This is a genomic window from Rhodovulum steppense (assembly GCF_004339675.1).
GTDB lineage: Bacteria > Pseudomonadota > Alphaproteobacteria > Rhodobacterales > Rhodobacteraceae > Rhodovulum > Rhodovulum steppense.
Window position 1 is genome coordinate 82386 of record NZ_SLVM01000015.1, and the last position, 15211, is coordinate 97596.

Sequence of the window (15211 nt, forward strand, 5' to 3'; positions counted from 1 at the left end):
GCGGGGCCTGGTCAGGCGCGCAGCGGCATCGCCCGGCGGCACCAGTCGAGCACGGCCTGCGGATCGGGCGCCAGCCATTCGGCGCAGCCGCCGGTGAAGTCCTCCCACGAGGCGGTGCAATCGCGGCGGACCGCGGCAAGGACGGGGATCTGCCGCTCGCACGCCTTCTCGATCACGGCGCGGAAGCCATGTCCCTCGGCCTCGGCCTTGCCATAGCGCGGCAGCACGACGAGGGCCGGGCCGCCTTCCAGCGCCAGCAGCGCCGCGCCTGCGGCTTCGGCCAGCCCTTGCGGATCGAGGCTGCAACCCGTCGACCCCGGCCCCAACCGCTGCGAGATGCCGAACAGGCCGCCCCCGGAAAGGTCTTCGACCGCCATCCCGCAGGCCTCGGTCCGGGTCTGCCGGAACCCCGCCAGCCGGTGCCCCTGGGCCATGAGTGCGGCCACCACGCCCGCCAGCAGCGTGTCCACCGACACGTCCTCGACAAGGGGAATCGCGGCAATGCGAATCTCTGCCATGACCTCACTCGCCTGATCCATCCGTGCGTCCCGTTCCTCGCCGCCCATCCTGCCGCCGAGCCCATCCCGCAGCGGTTTCGACGGGTTTCGACATACAATCGTTAGGCATATGTGGTATATAGCGGTGCTGTCCGAGGCAAGCGCCATCGCCGCGCGACCGTGTGCCTGCGTCTCGACCATGCGTGCCGTGATCAGCCTTCATTCGATTCCAGCGCCCTGACAGCGCAACTGCCCAACCACGAGGCAGATCACGAACGCTCCCGGCCCTGACCGGTTGCATCACAATCCGACGCGGGCGCCTATCGCCTGAAACGTATGGACAGGGAGAAACCGTAACGGGCCTCGGTCAGCGCCGCGGGCGCGGGCGGGAAACGTCCCGCGGAACGAACCGCCCGAAGCGCCATGTCGTCCAGGCGCGGATTGCCCGACGACCTGGCCACCGAGGCAGACAGCAACGCGCCGTTCCGCCCGACCCACAGGGAAAGTGCCACGATCCCCTCCCGACCCGGCGCTCCACGCGCCTGGCGCTGAATGCGTGCGAGAATTTCGGACCCCCAGCGCGCCTTCAGGCTGGAGAGGTCCCCCTTCGCGGCACTCGGTCCGGCCGCCGACCGGCCGGACGCGACGGAACCGCCCCGGGAGGGCACAACGTCGGTCGGCCGGGCGGTCCGTGGCCGTTCGCCGTGCGCCGTTCCGGGCGCTTCGCTGCGCGGTTGCGGCCGCGACTCCGGGCGCTTGGTCACCCGCACTGGTGCGGACGGAGGAGGTTCGATGTCGAAATGCTCAGGAAGCGGCGCCGCAAGCCTCGGCAGCGCTGTCCGTTGTGCCAAAGGTGAGGGCTCCCGGAAAGGAAGGCTCGACCTGGAACCGGTTGCCAGTAGGGCATCGGGCGCAGGCATGGGGCGCAGGGCGGTCATGGGCATGGCGGGGGCGACTTCCGGCGCGGCGACGGCGGCTAGGTCTACCGACGCAGCGCCGAGGTCGAGCAGGATCGCCGCCTCGACCCCGTCGGATCGCCCGAAGATCCGGTCATGGTCCTGCAGGGCCAGGGCACCGGCCAGAATGGCAAGCCCCCCCGCCATCGCGGCTGCTGGCCAGCCGAGCCCGTCCTGCCAGCGGTGGCGCGCACCGAGGCGCAGCGCCCAGTCGTCGGTGGCCGTCATTGCGAACCTCCTGCGCCGACCCCAAGCCCGACCAGCGCGACCTTGAGATAGCCCGCCGCGCGCAGGTCGTTCATCACCTCCATCAGCGCGCCATAGGCAACGGCCTCGTCCGCGCGCAGGAAGACCCGCGTGTCCCGGTCGCCGCCCGTCACCGCATCGAGCGCGGCCCCAAGCGTCTCATGCGGGATGGGGGCGTTCCGGAGATACAGGCCGAGATCCCGCCGAAGGCTGAGGAAGACCGGCTCGTCGGGCCGCGGGGCCGGCTGTGCGGTCGATCCGGGCAGGTCCACCGGCACATCGACGGTCGAAAGCGGCGCGGCGACCATGAAGATGATAAGCAGCACCAGCATGACGTCGATGAAGGGGGTCACGTTGATCTCGTGCGTTTCCTCGAGGCCGTCCTCCTCGCCGCCAGCCCGCATCATCGTTCGGCCCGGCCCGCGACACGCAGATCGAGGTCCCGGCTCATGAGCCGTTCGACCGCCGCGTCGGCATCCGACAGCGCCAGCCGCCAGGAGGCGGTCGCGCGGACGAAGTGGTTGTAGAGCACGACGGCCGGAATCGCCGCGAGAAGTCCCATCGCGGTCGCAAGCAGCGCCTCGGCAATCCCCGGCGCCACGACGGCGAGATTGGTGGTCCCGCTATCCGATATGCCCACGAAGGCGTTCATGATGCCCCAGACCGTGCCGAAGAGTCCGACGAAGGGCGCGGTCGATGCTATGGTGGCCAGAAGCCCCAGGCCACGCCGCAGGCGGGCCGCAGCCTGTGCCTCGGTGCGCTCGACGATCGACCGCACGCGCTGCCTGAGGCCTTCCGGACCGGCCAGCGAAAGCGCCTCGTCCGATCGGAGATACTCCTCGAAGGACGCGGTCGCCATGAACGCGGCCGGATCGAGGCGCCCCGAAAGCCGCCGCGCCGCCGCCCCGAGGCTTTCGGCCCCGCGGATCGTCGCGACCGATCGCGACAGACGGCGGCGAGCCAGGACGATCTCCATGGCCTTGAAGATCAGGACCGTTCCGGTCACCAGGATCGCGCCGGCCAGGACAGCCATGACCGCCTGCACCACCGGGTGCGCCGCCGCGAACATCGCGCGCGGGGTCAGGGGGCGGTCGGGTGCCGCCAGACCGGCGGGCTGCGGCAGGAGCGCGTTTCCTTCCGTCCATGCCGGCGCCGGAGGCGTGCTTTCGGGACGTAACGACGGCGCATCCGGACGCGGCACGTCGAAGACCTCGCTCTCCGTCGCCGGGGCCGGAAGCGCATCGGGAATACGGGGGTCGCCGTCGCGTGGCGTATCGGCCCAGGCGGTCGCCGACAGACCGAGCCCAAGAACCATCGTGCAGACAAGGACGGAGATCGGCATTGTCATTCCTTCGCCTTTCCCGGCCGGCAGGACGTCAGCGCGCCAGCCCCGGTTCTGCTGTGGGTGTTTTCCGGTTTGCTGCACAGGGATGACCGAATTCGTCGACAAGGCTCGATCCCGTACAGCCGATTCGATATATGGACCACATACATAACGAATCGAGCTGGGTCACGCGAAGCCATCGTCGCCATCTGTGTCGTGCTCCACCTGAAGGCGCGGCACGATGGACGTGCTGAATTCGTCGGCTGTTCTCGCACGATCCGACAAAGGGCCGACTCGCCTGCTCCTTGCCCGTCGCCGCCTCGCCTCGCTCCGCAGTCAGCGACGCCCGGGTTCGAACCGGGGGCAATCATCCGTGACCGGGCGGTTCGTCGGACGAAGCCCGATCCAGGCCTCCACCTTTTCCTGCTCGAACCCCGCCATCCGTTCGCATCCGACCTGCATCAACGGGCGCCGGATCAGCAGGGGGTCGCGGACCATGAGGCCAAGCGCCTCCTCTGCGGTCAGTGCGTCGGGCTGTACCTCTCCCGACTTGACCCGGGGCGCGCTCTGATTGAACCAGTCCCGGACGGGTCGATCGCCGAAGAAGGGGCGCAGGCGCTCGACCGTCCAAGGCTCGTGCAGGATGTCGCGTGTGTCGAGGTCATGACCGGATGCGGCAAGCAGCGCCCTCTGGCGGGCGTTTCCTATACATCCCGGCTTCTCGAAGAATGTAATCCTTGCCATCCGGTCTCCCCTTGGAGATGCGCCCTGACCGTCGGGTGCAGACGATCGGGCCGCAGCCAAAATATGCTCGCAACACAAGGAAAGAAGCAATGATCGTGCCAGCATAGGTGACGGTCGAGGGCAGCGTTTACCGGCCTGCCATCCTCCGGGATCACGGGCGCACCGCATGGCAGCAACGGTTCACGGGACGATGCCAATGTCCGTTTCGGGGCATCTGGGCCGGTGGTGCGCGATCGCAGCGAATTCACACCTTCCGGCCTGCGCTCCAAGGCTTGACCTCGTGCTGCACCTAACACGAAAGTCAAGAAAGGGCTGACTACGGCCATTGCCGGGCATCTGACGAACGACAGTTCCGTCCGCAGGCTACCAGTTCGCTGTCGGCTCGATTTCGCAGCTGCAGCGAAAGTCCGGAATGACGGGCCGCACTGCAGCGGCGGCTTGAAGAGGTGAAAGGCAGCTGTGGGCCGGATCATTCAAAATCATCGAGGCCACGCCATCGCGGATCGACCATCTATTTCCGCAAGGCGTGGCGTCGGGCCACCCAGGACGGCAGCACCGCGCGAAGCGTTGTACCATCCCCGCCCTTGGCGATCAGTCCAATGTCGCGCAGGACACGCTTGTCGTCAGCAGCCAGCGACTTTGTCGGCCAGGATTGTCGGGTCGCGGCCACGAGGTCGTTGAAGCCTGTCGCCCAATCCCGCAGACCGTCTTCGTTGAGCGCGGCAAGCGCGCGGGCTGTGGTCTCCGGGTCGCCGGCGTCATCGTCGGCGAGGTTGGCTTGCACAACAACGAACTCCATCAGCTGATCGAGCGCGCCTTGGCCCGGAAACTCGATTCCGCCGACCAGCGCTCCCAGCCAGGCCTCCGGCTCGGTTTCCAGCGGTGTGATCGCCAGCGCTGCGAGATAGCCGTGAAGATAGGCCTCGGTCACCCCGGCATGCGCGAGAAGAGAACCGACCCCATCGTGCTCTTCGCGTCGTGGCACCGGCGCAGCATTCCCTTCGCGCTCGGAATGGGCTTCCAGCGTCATCGCCACGATCTCGGTCATGATCGGGATGCTCTTGAGCGACCGACCGTCCAGAAGCGCCTGCGCCACCGCGGCGAATGACAGCCAGAGCATCGGGTGCACCTCACTCGCGGCCTTCAGGGTCGCCGCCGAAACTGCGAAATGCCGCGCCCACCAGTCCCGTCGGGTCCCGAGGTGTTTCCAGACAGCGGCTTCGCGCCCCTTGTCCGTGCGCGCCCGCGTGATGGCGGCGCGGAGCGTGCCGGTATCCAAGAACCAGCTATCGGCCTGATCGAAGAACTCGATCCAGTCGGCGCTGGTCTTCACAAGCTCGATGCGGTGGGCCGCCGGAAGGCCCGCGAGCGCCTCGGCCGCGCCGATGGACGCAAGAATGTCCTCGGTCTCCGCGGCGGCGGGGATCAGCGCAGCGAGGCCAAGGCTTTCGGCCAGGTCCACTATCCCGGGCGCGGGCAGGTGCCCAAGAGCCAGGCCCTCGCCAAGACCGCGCGCCAGAGCCGCGGCCAGCGCATCGGGCGAGATGTCGAAGGTTTCGATCTCGTCCAGGACGCCAGCAAGCATCTGCCTTTGCTCGGTCGCGCTTGCGCACGGTATGATAAAGGCATCCTTCACACCGTGGCCCTGCTTCAGCATTGCCATCGCCACGCCGCGGCGGCTGCCGGTCTGGACGGCCACGATCAGGCTCTGAGCACCGGCGCCATCCGGCAGGCTGGCGGCGGCCCGGTGAATCTTTGCGGTGGGCGCCCCGGTCTGTGCCATGCCGCGGCGCATCTGACGCCGGATTGTCCCGTCGAGGGCGGCGCGGGTGGAATCGTCGGGCAGCCACTTCCGGATGGCGGGGAGAAGCGTGGCAAGGTCCGGGTCCAGCAGCCCTGCCTCGGCGCGGGACAGGAGCGCCGTCGCGGCGGCAAGGCGGAGATCCGCTTGAGGATCCAGCAGCCAGTAGAGCCCGAGCCGCGCCTCCACAGCGCCGGGCCGCGCGAGGATCATGGAAACCAGCATGGCGGCAAGCTCGGCCGGAAGCCCCGCGAGGAGTTCGCCCAGTGCGGCATGGACCTGCAGGGGCTCATCGCCGATCTCCTTCAGGATCGGGTCGAGCAATGCATTGAGGTCGGGCATGTCCTCGGAGGCGGCTCCGGCCTCCGCCATGACATCGGCGGTCAGGGTGGCGAAGAGCGGCGGCGCCAGGCCCGCGCGGGCATAGATCCGGGCCAGTCGGAGACGCTGGGCCAGCGCGAGCGGCTGCGTGGAATCCTGCGCGGTGATCGCGGCGGCGACGGCGTCGAGCAGCGCGGCGCCCTCGGGCGCGTCGTTCTCCGCGGCCATGCGGGCCTCATCGAGGGCGCTGGACAGGAGCGCCGCGGCCGCCTGCGTCGTGGCATCGTCCTCTGGGTCCGCGGCGGCAGCGGCCACATTTGCAATGGTCGCGGGATCGGCCAGCAGGACACGGGCGCCGTCTCGGAGCAGGCGGGCATGGGTCGCTTCATCCGGAGCGTTGGCGATGGCGTTAATCAGGGGCTTGGATCTATCGGTCATGCTGGCAGAGTTACGGCACCGGGCAAAACATGCCAACTACCACACCGCACGGCGATACGTCCGAACTGCCGCATCTGGATCGCGCAACCCGGGACAGGGCTGCCGTAGCAGGCCGAGATGCTGCATGCCGCATGAACGGCCGTTCTGGCGAAGCTGCACCGCGGCGGCGGTCTCAGATGTCAATGTTACCGGTGGGCCGCCTGTGAAGGCAGCCCGTCACCTTCATATCTCGACGCTCTCCGATATCGCGAGCGCGTCCTCGAGTTCGACGCCGAGGTATCGGACGGTGCTGTCAATCTTGGTGTGCCCAAGCAACAGTTGCACGGCCCTCAGGTTGCCCGTCTTCCGGTAGATTTGGGCGACCTTTGTCCGGCGCATGGAATGCGTGCCGTAGGAGGTCGGGTCGAGGCCGATGGAACGCACCCACTCCCGAACGAGGCGGGCGTATTGGCGGGTCGAGATGTGCAGGCGCTCATGGAACCGACCGGGCCAGAGGTATTCGGAATCGACCATCAGGGGCTCCTTCATCCAAAGTGCCAGTGAGTTGCGCGTACCTTCGGTGATCTCGAACCGGACCGGCCTTTGGGTCTTGCTCTGGATGATCGAGGCGCGTTCCTTGACCTGGCCCGCCGCGTAGACATCCGCGACCTTGAGTTTGACCAGGTCGCAGCCCCGAAGCTTGCTGTCGATGGCGAGGTTGAACAGGGCGAGGTCGCGGTGGTTCTCGGCGATCTCCAGGCGGACGCGAATGGCCCAGACGTGTTTCGGCATCAGCGGACGTTTCTGACCGACGACGCGGCCCTTGTTCCAGGCGGGGCGACAAGCGCGAATGACAGGCAGGTTGGCAGTGGGCATGGCAGTTCCTCCCATCCGGTCGCGAAGGTTGACGAGGTAGTCGTAGGTGTCCGCCCGCGCGCGCTCCAGCGTCGTGGGATCACCGTGACCGGGGACGACGTGCAGGGGCGCGAGCGCGGCCATCGCCTCGAAGGCCTCGAGCCAGCCTGCGGAGCTCGAGACGTCCAGCACGCCCAGAAGTCGTTCGGTAAACACGATGTCGCCGGCGAAGACGACCCTTTGCCGGAATGGCGGGAGGCTGGGAGGTAGGTGCTTGTCGACGCGGGCTGAGGTGACCCCCCGCGCCCGTCGCCGCGTCTCGTTTTCCGGGAAAGCAGACGGATCGGCATAAGTGTCGGACCATCAGCCGACCCGGCCGGTGATGGCATGGCTTTCATGGCCCGACGATACGGCCGACCTGGGCCGATGCAGCCTCACCGCAGGGCCCGTCCGGACCTCCACATTCTCGCGACAATGCGCCGATCGCTCCGGCGCGGTCGGCGGGTTCACGCACACGGATTTGAGTCCCCGCCGTGAGCCTTATAGGGTGAAGAGAACGGCGCTGTTTGCCAACCTGTGCGGAACGGAAGCCCGAGGAGGGACTCGTGAGAATTGCCAGGCATGTCTGCACGTTTGCCCTCGCCGGCCTGATGGGCGTGACGATGTCCGTTGCCGCGGCATCCCAGGAGCGGCAGCCAGATGCGGCCGCGGCGCAGGTCTCGGGCGACGAACTCGACGCCTTCGCCGCCGCCTACCAAAACGTCCAGGCGCTCAACGTGGACTACAATGCAGAGATAGCCGAGGCAACGGACGACACCGAGCTTCAAGCGCTGCTGGAAGAAGCGCAGGACAGGACGACCGAAATCGTCGAGGGGACGCCGGGGATCGACATGGACCGTTATGTCGAGATCATCGTCCTCGCGGAAGGCGATCCGGATCTGAGCGCACGGATCGTCAGGAGGCTGACCGAGTGATCCCCGCGCTCCGGTAACGGCCCATGGTCGGCGGTCGGATGACGGTCATGCGGGGTGCCGTCGCCATGGCGCGACCAAACGACATCCCGGGGCGCGGCCGGACACGGCTATTGCAGCGTGGCGTCGACCTCGATGACGGACCGCGCACCCTCGACGACCGGTGCGACGACCATCTTGGCATTCGCGATGCCCTGCCCCGAGAACTCGATCGACCGGGCCAGAATCTCGCCCTGCGCCTGCTGAATCGTGTAGCCCGCGGTCCGAAGGGCATCTTCCCACTCTGCGAGCAGCTCATCGGGATCGCGCCCGGTGCTGAACGAGAACATCCGGATCGTCGATCCGATGGCACGGTCGGTGATGACCTCCATGTCGGCGGGCATCTCGACCACCTCGGGCAGCCAGCCTTGCGGCGCTTCCTCGGCGTGCAGGATCATCGTCGCGGGCAGCGACAGGCAGGCGGCGAACAGCATGTTGCGCACCTGGACGCGCAGGCTCGTCCAGCGCCAGTTGACCTTGGCAGCCTTGGCGGCCGTGGCAACCGGGCATGGCAGGGCCCCATCGAGGGGGCCTGGACAGGTCGTGAATGTCATGGAGCGGAATCCTATTGGCGTGAGCGAGGAAGGGCAAGCTGTCGTGCGGGCAACCGGAACGGCGGGCCGGTTTCGGACGGCGGCTGGACGGACATGGTCCCGCACGGCAAGATAGCGGGATCACGTCGGGCGGCCCTGCGGCCGTCCGGCATTGTGGACCACGGCATCAGTTCCCCCCCAGCGCGGCGGGGGCGGCCCTCGGGACGGCGTCGAGCGCCCGGCCGGCCGGGCGGGCTTCAAGGTTGTCGGCCATTTCACCGTGCCGGGGAACCGCAAGCGGCCGGAACTCCGGCTCGATGGCCGGGGGCGGCGCGGTGGTGTCGTCGCGCATTGCGCGCCGCACCTGCTCTGCCAGTTGGCGCGCCTGGTCCCGCGGCAGGCCGGTCGCGAGCGATGCGGCAAGCGGGCCGTCGTGCCAGTAGGCCAGCGTTACCCCCTCGCGTCGCTCTTCGACGATCGGGCCGGGCCGGTTGGTCCAGCGCGGCGCGATGAACAGGCTGAAGGCTCGCCCGTCCCGCGACGTGTAGTCGAGCACGACAAGCCTGTCCTCGCCCTCGCGCAGCCCGCGCTTCGCGGTCAGCGCGAAACCCTCGGCCGAGAGATCGGGCACCGCCAGCCGGATCGCCACGTCGTCGTCGCCCCAGTTGATCGCGCGCTCCGTTGCGGCTGGACCGGTCTGGCGCGCCAGGGCCTGTTGCTCCGGGCCGTTCAACACGAACTGCCGGTAGCTTTCGTCCAGCAGGGCCTGCCGTGCCGGGTCGTCCTCGGCCTCCCCGATCAGCCAGCCCCCAAGCCCCGCGGCGGCAACCATCAGCCCGGCCATCGCGCTCCGCACCACCGGCCGCGCGCGGGTCTTCGCGTCCCGCTCAAGCACGTCGTAGAGCCGCCGCGGCACCGGTTCGGCCAGCGCGCCGGCATATGCGGCGCGCAGCGCCACGGTCTGGGCGCGATAGGCCGCGAGCCGTGCCGAGGCGCGCGGGCAGCGGGCGACGTTCGCCTCCAGGCCGGTCTTCCGGGCAGGATCGTCATCGAGCCCCCCGTCGGCGAGGGCGAGAAGGTCGAGTTCGTCGATGTCGTCGGGTTCGGTCATGTCATTTCACCTGGCGCAGCTGCGGCTCGGCCGCGTCAAAAGTCTTGCGCAGGCGTTCGCGCCCCCGCGACAGCCGCGACCGCAGCGTGCCCACCGGGATGTCGAGCGCCGCAGCCGCCTCGTCGTAGGACAGCCCCTCGACCGCGGTCAGCGCGATGGCGGCGCGCTGCTCGGCGGGAAGGTCATGCATCGCGGAAACGATGTCGCGGCGCACCAGGCCGGACTCCGCCGATCCGGGGGCGACCGGCTCGGGCACGGCGTCGAGATCGACCTCCCGGGCGCGGCGCCGACGCCGCGCGCTCTGGTTGAGGAAGACGTGGTAGAGGATCCGGTAGAGCCAGCCGCGGAGGCTGCCGCGGCGTTTCCACAGATGCCGCTTGCGGATCGCCCGCTCCAGCGTGTCCTGCACGAGGTCGTCGGCCGCCGCGGGGTCGCGCGTCAGGGCAAGTGCGTATCGCCGCAGCCGCGGGATCTCTCGTGCGATCAGCCACTTCGTCTCCTGCATCCTGCCTCCTCTGCGCGCTGTTGTCCCGAACTACGACAGGCGCCGAGCGGCGAAAGTTCCGTGGCACGGGTCGATTTCGGGATTTTTTCCGGCGCCGATGGAACCAAAGGGCCCCGCGCCCTGTCCTTTCGTACATGTCGGGCGCTCTGCCGCCCGGCATGAACGACGCAACGCAAGGAGAAAAGACTGCATGCCTTTCACCCGAAACCTCAAGTCGATCCTCGTCCGGTTCGGGCTCGTCGCCGCGGTGGGCGCGGCCCCGGTTGCGCTCATGGCCGGGGACGTGTCCTCGGGCGGGGGTCCGCTGATCGAGGCCCAGGCCGCCGAACAGTTCGACGACGCGACCATCGAGGCCTTCGCGGCCGCCCAGGCCAGGGTCGAGGAAGTCCGGTCCGAGTACGCGGCGCAGTATCAGGCCGCGCAGACCGAAGAGCAACGCCTGGAGATCAACCAGACGGCGACGGTCGAGATGACCGAAGCGGTTCGCGACACCCCCGACATCACGATCGAGGAATACAGCGCCATCATCGACGCGGCGAACCGGGATCCGGCCTTCGCCGAGCGCGTCAACGAAGCGATCTCCGAGACGCAACTCTGACACCGGATGTGCGCCAGGGTCTTCCCGGCGGTGGCCGAGATGGCCTACTGATCGGGGAAATCTTCGGTCTGCCCGTCGTCCCGGCGGTGATCGGACCGCCGGGGCAAGGTTCACGGCAGGGGCTTGCTCTGTCGTGAACGGACAAGCCTCCCTGTCGGACTGCGCGCACGGAGGCGTCAGAGCCTCCGTGCGCGCCTTTTCCTGCCCTGCAAGGCGTCGGCCGAAACGCCATCTCGGCCATTTCGGCACGACCGCGGCGGACGCTGCGATCCGGTTTCCATTTCGAGCGCGAGGGCGGGATTGCGGCGAGATCTGGCCGGAGCGTTCCACCCGGGAACATCTGGACGGCGCGAGGCGTTTTCACGGTACATGGTCGGGGAACATGCGCGGCAAAGATGCGCAAAGCATGTGCCCCTTCCAAAACGAACTGGAAAGGACAAGCCATGATCAGATACGTTCTGGCGGCGGCCATCGCCGTCCCGCTCGCGACCTCCCACGCGTCTGCGCAGGACACCGGGGACGTCATCGTGGAAGACTAGGCCGGATCGGAGGTGCGGGGCGACTGGGTGCTCGGCGCCCGCGTCACTAGCCTCGATGGCGAGTCCATCGGGTCGATCGAAGATCTCATCCTCGACCAGGAGGACGGCTCGGTGAACGCCGCCGTCGTCTCCGTCGGCGGCTTCCTCGGGTTCGGCGGCAAGCAGATCGCCGTGGACTGGTCGGAATTGAATATCAACTACGACGAATGACCGGTTCAGTGACGACGCACTGCAGCACCGACCCGGTCGGCGAAAGTCGGGAAAGGGCCGACCAGGTCGGTCCCGGAAGTGGTAAATAACTGAAGCGACGTGCCAAAGGTGGACTCGTGCACAAGCGCTATTTGCGCGCGCCCCTTCGGTCAAAGGCGGTAGCGCAATCGGATAAGTGATGCGCCGAGCATCTCGACTCATTGGTAAAGAATGGACCCGTCAGGGTTCACCGGCGGCATTTGGGTCTCGTCACGTTCGAACATTCGCGTCATGGCAACGCGGACCGGGTCCGCAGTCGCCATGGTTTCTCCATCCGCGAGCATCTGTTTAAGCTGGGCGGAGTCTTCCTCGGTGTCTCCCATAGGCCAAAGGGCCGAACTCGCCAGGCGACGTTTCCGCGTCATGAGGCTGTGATTGCATCTGCCTGAAGATCCGGCGGAAATCCATGCTTGCGCAGGATACGCCGGATATTCACCCGCATCTTGTTGCGGACGTTAAGGGCATACACCTTCGCCATGATGCGGTGTTGTTCGGCGGAGGGTGTTAGCTGATGGCTCAATGCCGCTCGGTTGACAGGTACAGCGATACCTTCGGGTGATCAGGATTCGGAAGCTTCAATGCCGCGGACCAGATTCAGGAGGCGTCGGAATTCTCGGTCATTCGACGCCTGCTTCCAGAAGTTGATGAAGCGGCAGACGATCTGAAGGTTTTCACGTTCATAATGCCCGCTGCTGTCTATACGATCGAGCGAGGGCAGCATGTTATCGTCTGAGTGAGTTCCTCGGAATTGCAGCCGCAAGCCCGTGATGGCGCAACGATCCCCTTGCACCTCTAACAATTCGCGCAGGAGCTGCTCCAGTTCCGCGTCGGACATGCGCAGCTCCTTGTTCTTGACCTTTGTCTCGATCACCTGACCGTTGGAATTAAAAACTGTCTTCCCCACCGAATGCTTCATCTCGGCGATGGATTTTTCGCGGGCTCCCAGGTATCTCTCGCTGGCTTTCGCACCGTTGGAGAGTTCGCCCTTCGCTTCCATCCGCAACAGTGCCGAAAACAGCCACAGGAGCGAATGGGCATCGATGAGCCGGACGCTTTCCAACCCGGCGGATTGAGCGATGGGCTGGCGAAGACCTTCGAGGACACCGTTGAACTCCGAGTAGTTCGACCAGGTGCAGTTTCTTAGGGTCCGGAGCTCAAATCCGATCTCGGCCAAAACGCGGTCAAAGCCAGTCGGCTGAATCGGCATGAAGCGGTCCATGTCCTTTAGGAAAAACAGGTAGGCCATCAGCGGATATTTCGCGCCGGTGGCTGCGCTCAGGTCCTCGAAGACCTCGCTTTCCTGTCGGTCCCCTCTGTAGAGATCAAACAGGAGCCGCTCGATCGACGCCAACCCTTTTCCGGTCGTTGCGGCTTCGATCAAGGCGCGGTGGTCGCGGTTGGCGTGTCCAAAGCGGTTTTGCCAGAACACCATGTTGTTGGTCAGGTCGCCATGGGTCGCCTGGATCTCGATGGCATCGATGACCTTGGCGACGATCTCACCAGACCCGATCTCATCCGGTGTCCAGCTGTCCGCCTGTAAACGCTCCAAGGCGACATCGCGGACCCGTGGCTTGTAGCTCTCCCAGGCGGCGATGAGCCCCTCGTCGAAGCGGGTGAAAGGTTGGTCGTAGCGTAAGACGAGGTCCTGAAAGCGGGCGAACGCAGCGGGGAAGTCGATGCCATCCAACGGGTCAGGCTTCTTGGCCTCAGGTGCGGTGCCGCGGTCGTACCAGTCGAGGAAGCGCTCTAAGGCCGACGGACTACCGATCTCAACCCGCTGTGTGTCGGGACGCCTAAGAGATGCGAGAGGACCGTTTATGTGATGGTTGCCGTTGTTCGGCTCCGGGAGCACGATGATCCCTTCCATTGGCGGTGGCGCAGGAGGCCGGAACCATACACGGGTTTCCTTGGCCCTTGTATCGATGGCCAACACGCGGCCCGCACCGGTCTTGAAGCCCGTAACCTTGTCTGTAGCGGCTTTGGCAGGCTCGCCGTAACGTGCGCGCAGCGCACGCTCGGCGTCTTTTGGGGAAAACGTCATTCAGCGGCCTCCAGATTGCCATTCGCAGGGTCCAGCGCCTCGTGGAGGAGGGATTCGAGGAGGCGGGCGCGGGTGGTGTCGGCGGTGGTGAGGGCGGCCTCCAGCCGGTCGCAGAGGGCCATGAGGGCATCGACCTTGGCCACGATGCGGTGTTGTTCGGCGAGGGGTGGTAGGGCGACCGGGATTGCTGCCAGCGTTCCTTGTTGCAGCGCCGGCACCGCTGTTCCGGCCTGGTAGCGTGTGAAGTCTAGCGTGGTCGAAAGCAGGTAGGCCCACTCGACATCGACATCGGAGGCAAACGTGATCCCCAAGCAGTTGTTGTCGATGGCTGAGCCTCGCGAGAGGATGCGCCGCTTGTTGGTCGCGATGGCTCCGCCAATCTTGGGGAAGATGATGGTTCCCGGTGGATGGATTGCCGCCCGCATCCGCTTGGCAGCGTCGTCGTCGATGGTGTTGTTGGCCGTCGTTATGAATTTCTCATTTTCCGGAAGGTTCATGTCGCTCACCTTCAGGAAGAAGTAGGGTCCATCCGTCTCACCCTGCTCGTTCTTCGGGAAGCCCGAGCCGATCGCCCAATCACCGAGTGCGATCAAGGGCACTGCTGACCAGTTTGACGGAAGTTCGCCCAACTCGTCGGGATTGATCTCGGGCAGCTCCTTCTGCCGTTTACCGCTGGCTGCCTTCTCCGCCGCTATGCGCTTCAACAACTCCGACGCCGGTTCGTCCGCTGGGTCCTGCGCCACCAGTTTGCCGCGGACGGCGAGGTTGAGGATGGTCTGGCGGAGGGGTTTGATCTGGTCGGGGCGGATGGTGAGGGCGGGGAGCGTGGCGAGGGCGAAGCGGGCGTTGGCCGGGAGATCGGCCGGGTCGGTGTCGGGCCCCGAGTCAGAAGACGTCAGGCGGGCGAGGCTGGCGGCGGTCAGCCGGTCGCGGGTGGCCTCGCGCGCGGTGCGGGCCGCCTCCAGCCGGTCCAGCAGCGCCATCAATTCGTCCACCTTCGCCACGATCCGCCGCTGCTCGGCGAGGGGCGGGAGGGGGAAAGGAGACACAACAGCGTCCTCCGTACGGAGACGCGGCATCTTCGTGCCTTGGCCGCGGCGGGTAACATAGTCCACGAAATCAGGACGCCTCAGCGCAAGCGCGCAATACTCCGAGCAGAGGGGAAGGAACGGGCGAATTGCCACGATTTCCGTTGTCGAATAGCCGGGGGCATCCGCCACAAGCACCTTCGTCAGGTATGGCCGGAGCTTGCCGTAGAGAATGTCGCCGACCTGAAACTCGGACTTCGTGCTCTTCGACTCGCGGTCAGCGACGGAGCTACGCGCAACAAGCCGCCCCGTCTCCTTCTCAACGTCTTCCAGTTCAAGGATGTTGGATGTCACTGAGAACTGACCCAGCGGCAGTCGGAATTGTCATTGAGATTTGACCCATGTGGAACCTTGCCCCTGACGGAGTTCGTCGGGG

General features: G+C 66.5%; 16 protein-coding genes. 3 read left to right on the forward strand and 13 right to left on the reverse strand.

Translation table 11 applies throughout. The annotated features are described in order from the left end of the window. Positions 1-11: 11 nt before the first annotated feature. From EV216_RS11475 to EV216_RS11505, 7 genes are all read right to left on the reverse strand, one after another. On the reverse strand, positions 12-518 hold the full coding sequence (locus tag EV216_RS11475) for a DUF2478 domain-containing protein (protein ID WP_132695577.1): 507 nt from the start codon (positions 516-518) through the stop codon (positions 12-14). Between the two features lie 299 nt (positions 519-817). Further along, positions 818-1681 (reverse strand): energy transducer TonB family protein, encoded by an 864-nt coding sequence (locus EV216_RS11480; RefSeq protein ID WP_132695579.1) that lies wholly within the window; start codon positions 1679-1681, stop codon positions 818-820. Further along, positions 1678-2103, reverse strand: coding sequence for a TonB system transport protein ExbD (gene exbD, locus EV216_RS11485; RefSeq protein WP_132695602.1), 426 nt, complete (start codon positions 2101-2103; stop codon positions 1678-1680). Before exbD ends, EV216_RS11480 begins: the two co-directional genes overlap by 4 nt. Next, entirely contained in the window at positions 2103-3149 is a 1047-nt protein-coding gene (gene exbB / locus EV216_RS11490; protein WP_243642056.1) for a tonB-system energizer ExbB, read from the reverse strand. Before exbB ends, exbD begins: the two co-directional genes overlap by 1 nt. A 210-nt stretch (positions 3150-3359) precedes the next feature. After that, positions 3360-3767 (reverse strand): ArsC/Spx/MgsR family protein, encoded by a 408-nt coding sequence (locus EV216_RS11495; RefSeq protein ID WP_132695580.1) that lies wholly within the window; start codon positions 3765-3767, stop codon positions 3360-3362. A gap of 511 nt (positions 3768-4278) precedes the next feature. Beyond that, on the reverse strand, positions 4279-6327 hold the full coding sequence (locus EV216_RS11500; RefSeq protein WP_132695582.1) for a UPF0149 family protein: 2049 nt from the start codon (positions 6325-6327) through the stop codon (positions 4279-4281). 222 nt (positions 6328-6549) lie between these two features. Next, entirely contained in the window at positions 6550-7182 is a 633-nt protein-coding gene (locus EV216_RS11505) for a tyrosine-type recombinase/integrase (protein ID WP_132695604.1), read from the reverse strand. A 629-nt stretch (positions 7183-7811) separates the two neighbouring features. Here EV216_RS11505 and EV216_RS11510 point away from each other — a divergent pair. Then, entirely contained in the window at positions 7812-8135 is a 324-nt protein-coding gene (locus EV216_RS11510) for a DUF4168 domain-containing protein (protein ID WP_165899233.1), read from the forward strand. Positions 8136-8242: 107 nt separating this feature from the next. On the opposite strand, the gene EV216_RS11515 is transcribed toward EV216_RS11510, so the two are convergent. The 3 genes from EV216_RS11515 to EV216_RS11525 form a co-directional block, all read right to left on the reverse strand. Beyond that, positions 8243-8725 (reverse strand): hypothetical protein, encoded by a 483-nt coding sequence (locus tag EV216_RS11515; RefSeq protein ID WP_132695584.1) that lies wholly within the window; start codon positions 8723-8725, stop codon positions 8243-8245. 166 nt (positions 8726-8891) lie between these two features. Beyond that, complete coding sequence (locus EV216_RS11520) at positions 8892-9815, reverse strand: anti-sigma factor family protein (protein WP_132695586.1); 924 nt, start codon at positions 9813-9815, stop codon at positions 8892-8894. 1 nt (position 9816) lies between these two features. Next, on the reverse strand, positions 9817-10320 hold the full coding sequence (locus tag EV216_RS11525; protein ID WP_132695587.1) for an RNA polymerase sigma factor: 504 nt from the start codon (positions 10318-10320) through the stop codon (positions 9817-9819). 190 nt (positions 10321-10510) lie between these two features. Between EV216_RS11525 and EV216_RS11530 the strand changes: the two genes are divergently transcribed. Together EV216_RS11530 and EV216_RS11535 are read left to right on the forward strand one after the other, a co-directional pair. After that, the gene (locus EV216_RS11530; RefSeq protein ID WP_132695589.1) at positions 10511-10918 is read left to right on the forward strand and encodes a DUF4168 domain-containing protein; all 408 of its coding nucleotides are present in this window, start codon (positions 10511-10513) and stop codon (positions 10916-10918) included. 551 nt (positions 10919-11469) lie between these two features. After that, entirely contained in the window at positions 11470-11667 is a 198-nt protein-coding gene (locus EV216_RS11535; RefSeq protein ID WP_132695590.1) for a PRC-barrel domain-containing protein, read from the forward strand. A 400-nt stretch (positions 11668-12067) separates the two neighbouring features. Here the strand turns inward: EV216_RS11535 and EV216_RS18885 are convergent, their stop codons facing one another. The 3 genes from EV216_RS18885 to EV216_RS11550 all read right to left on the reverse strand — a co-directional run bounded on the left by EV216_RS18885 (position 12068) and on the right by EV216_RS11550 (position 15129). Further along, positions 12068-12184, reverse strand: coding sequence for a type I restriction enzyme endonuclease domain-containing protein (locus tag EV216_RS18885; RefSeq protein ID WP_165899234.1), 117 nt, complete (start codon positions 12182-12184; stop codon positions 12068-12070). An 81-nt stretch (positions 12185-12265) separates the two neighbouring features. Further along, positions 12266-13747: a hypothetical protein gene (locus EV216_RS18490; protein ID WP_207894003.1), complete on the reverse strand. Its 1482-nt coding sequence runs from the start codon at positions 13745-13747 to the stop codon at positions 12266-12268. Continuing rightward, positions 13744-15129, reverse strand: a complete 1386-nt coding sequence (locus EV216_RS11550; RefSeq protein WP_132695593.1) for a restriction endonuclease subunit S — start codon at positions 15127-15129, stop codon at positions 13744-13746. The genes EV216_RS18490 and EV216_RS11550 overlap by 4 nt, the downstream gene beginning before the upstream one ends. Positions 15130-15211: the final 82 nt, after the last annotated feature.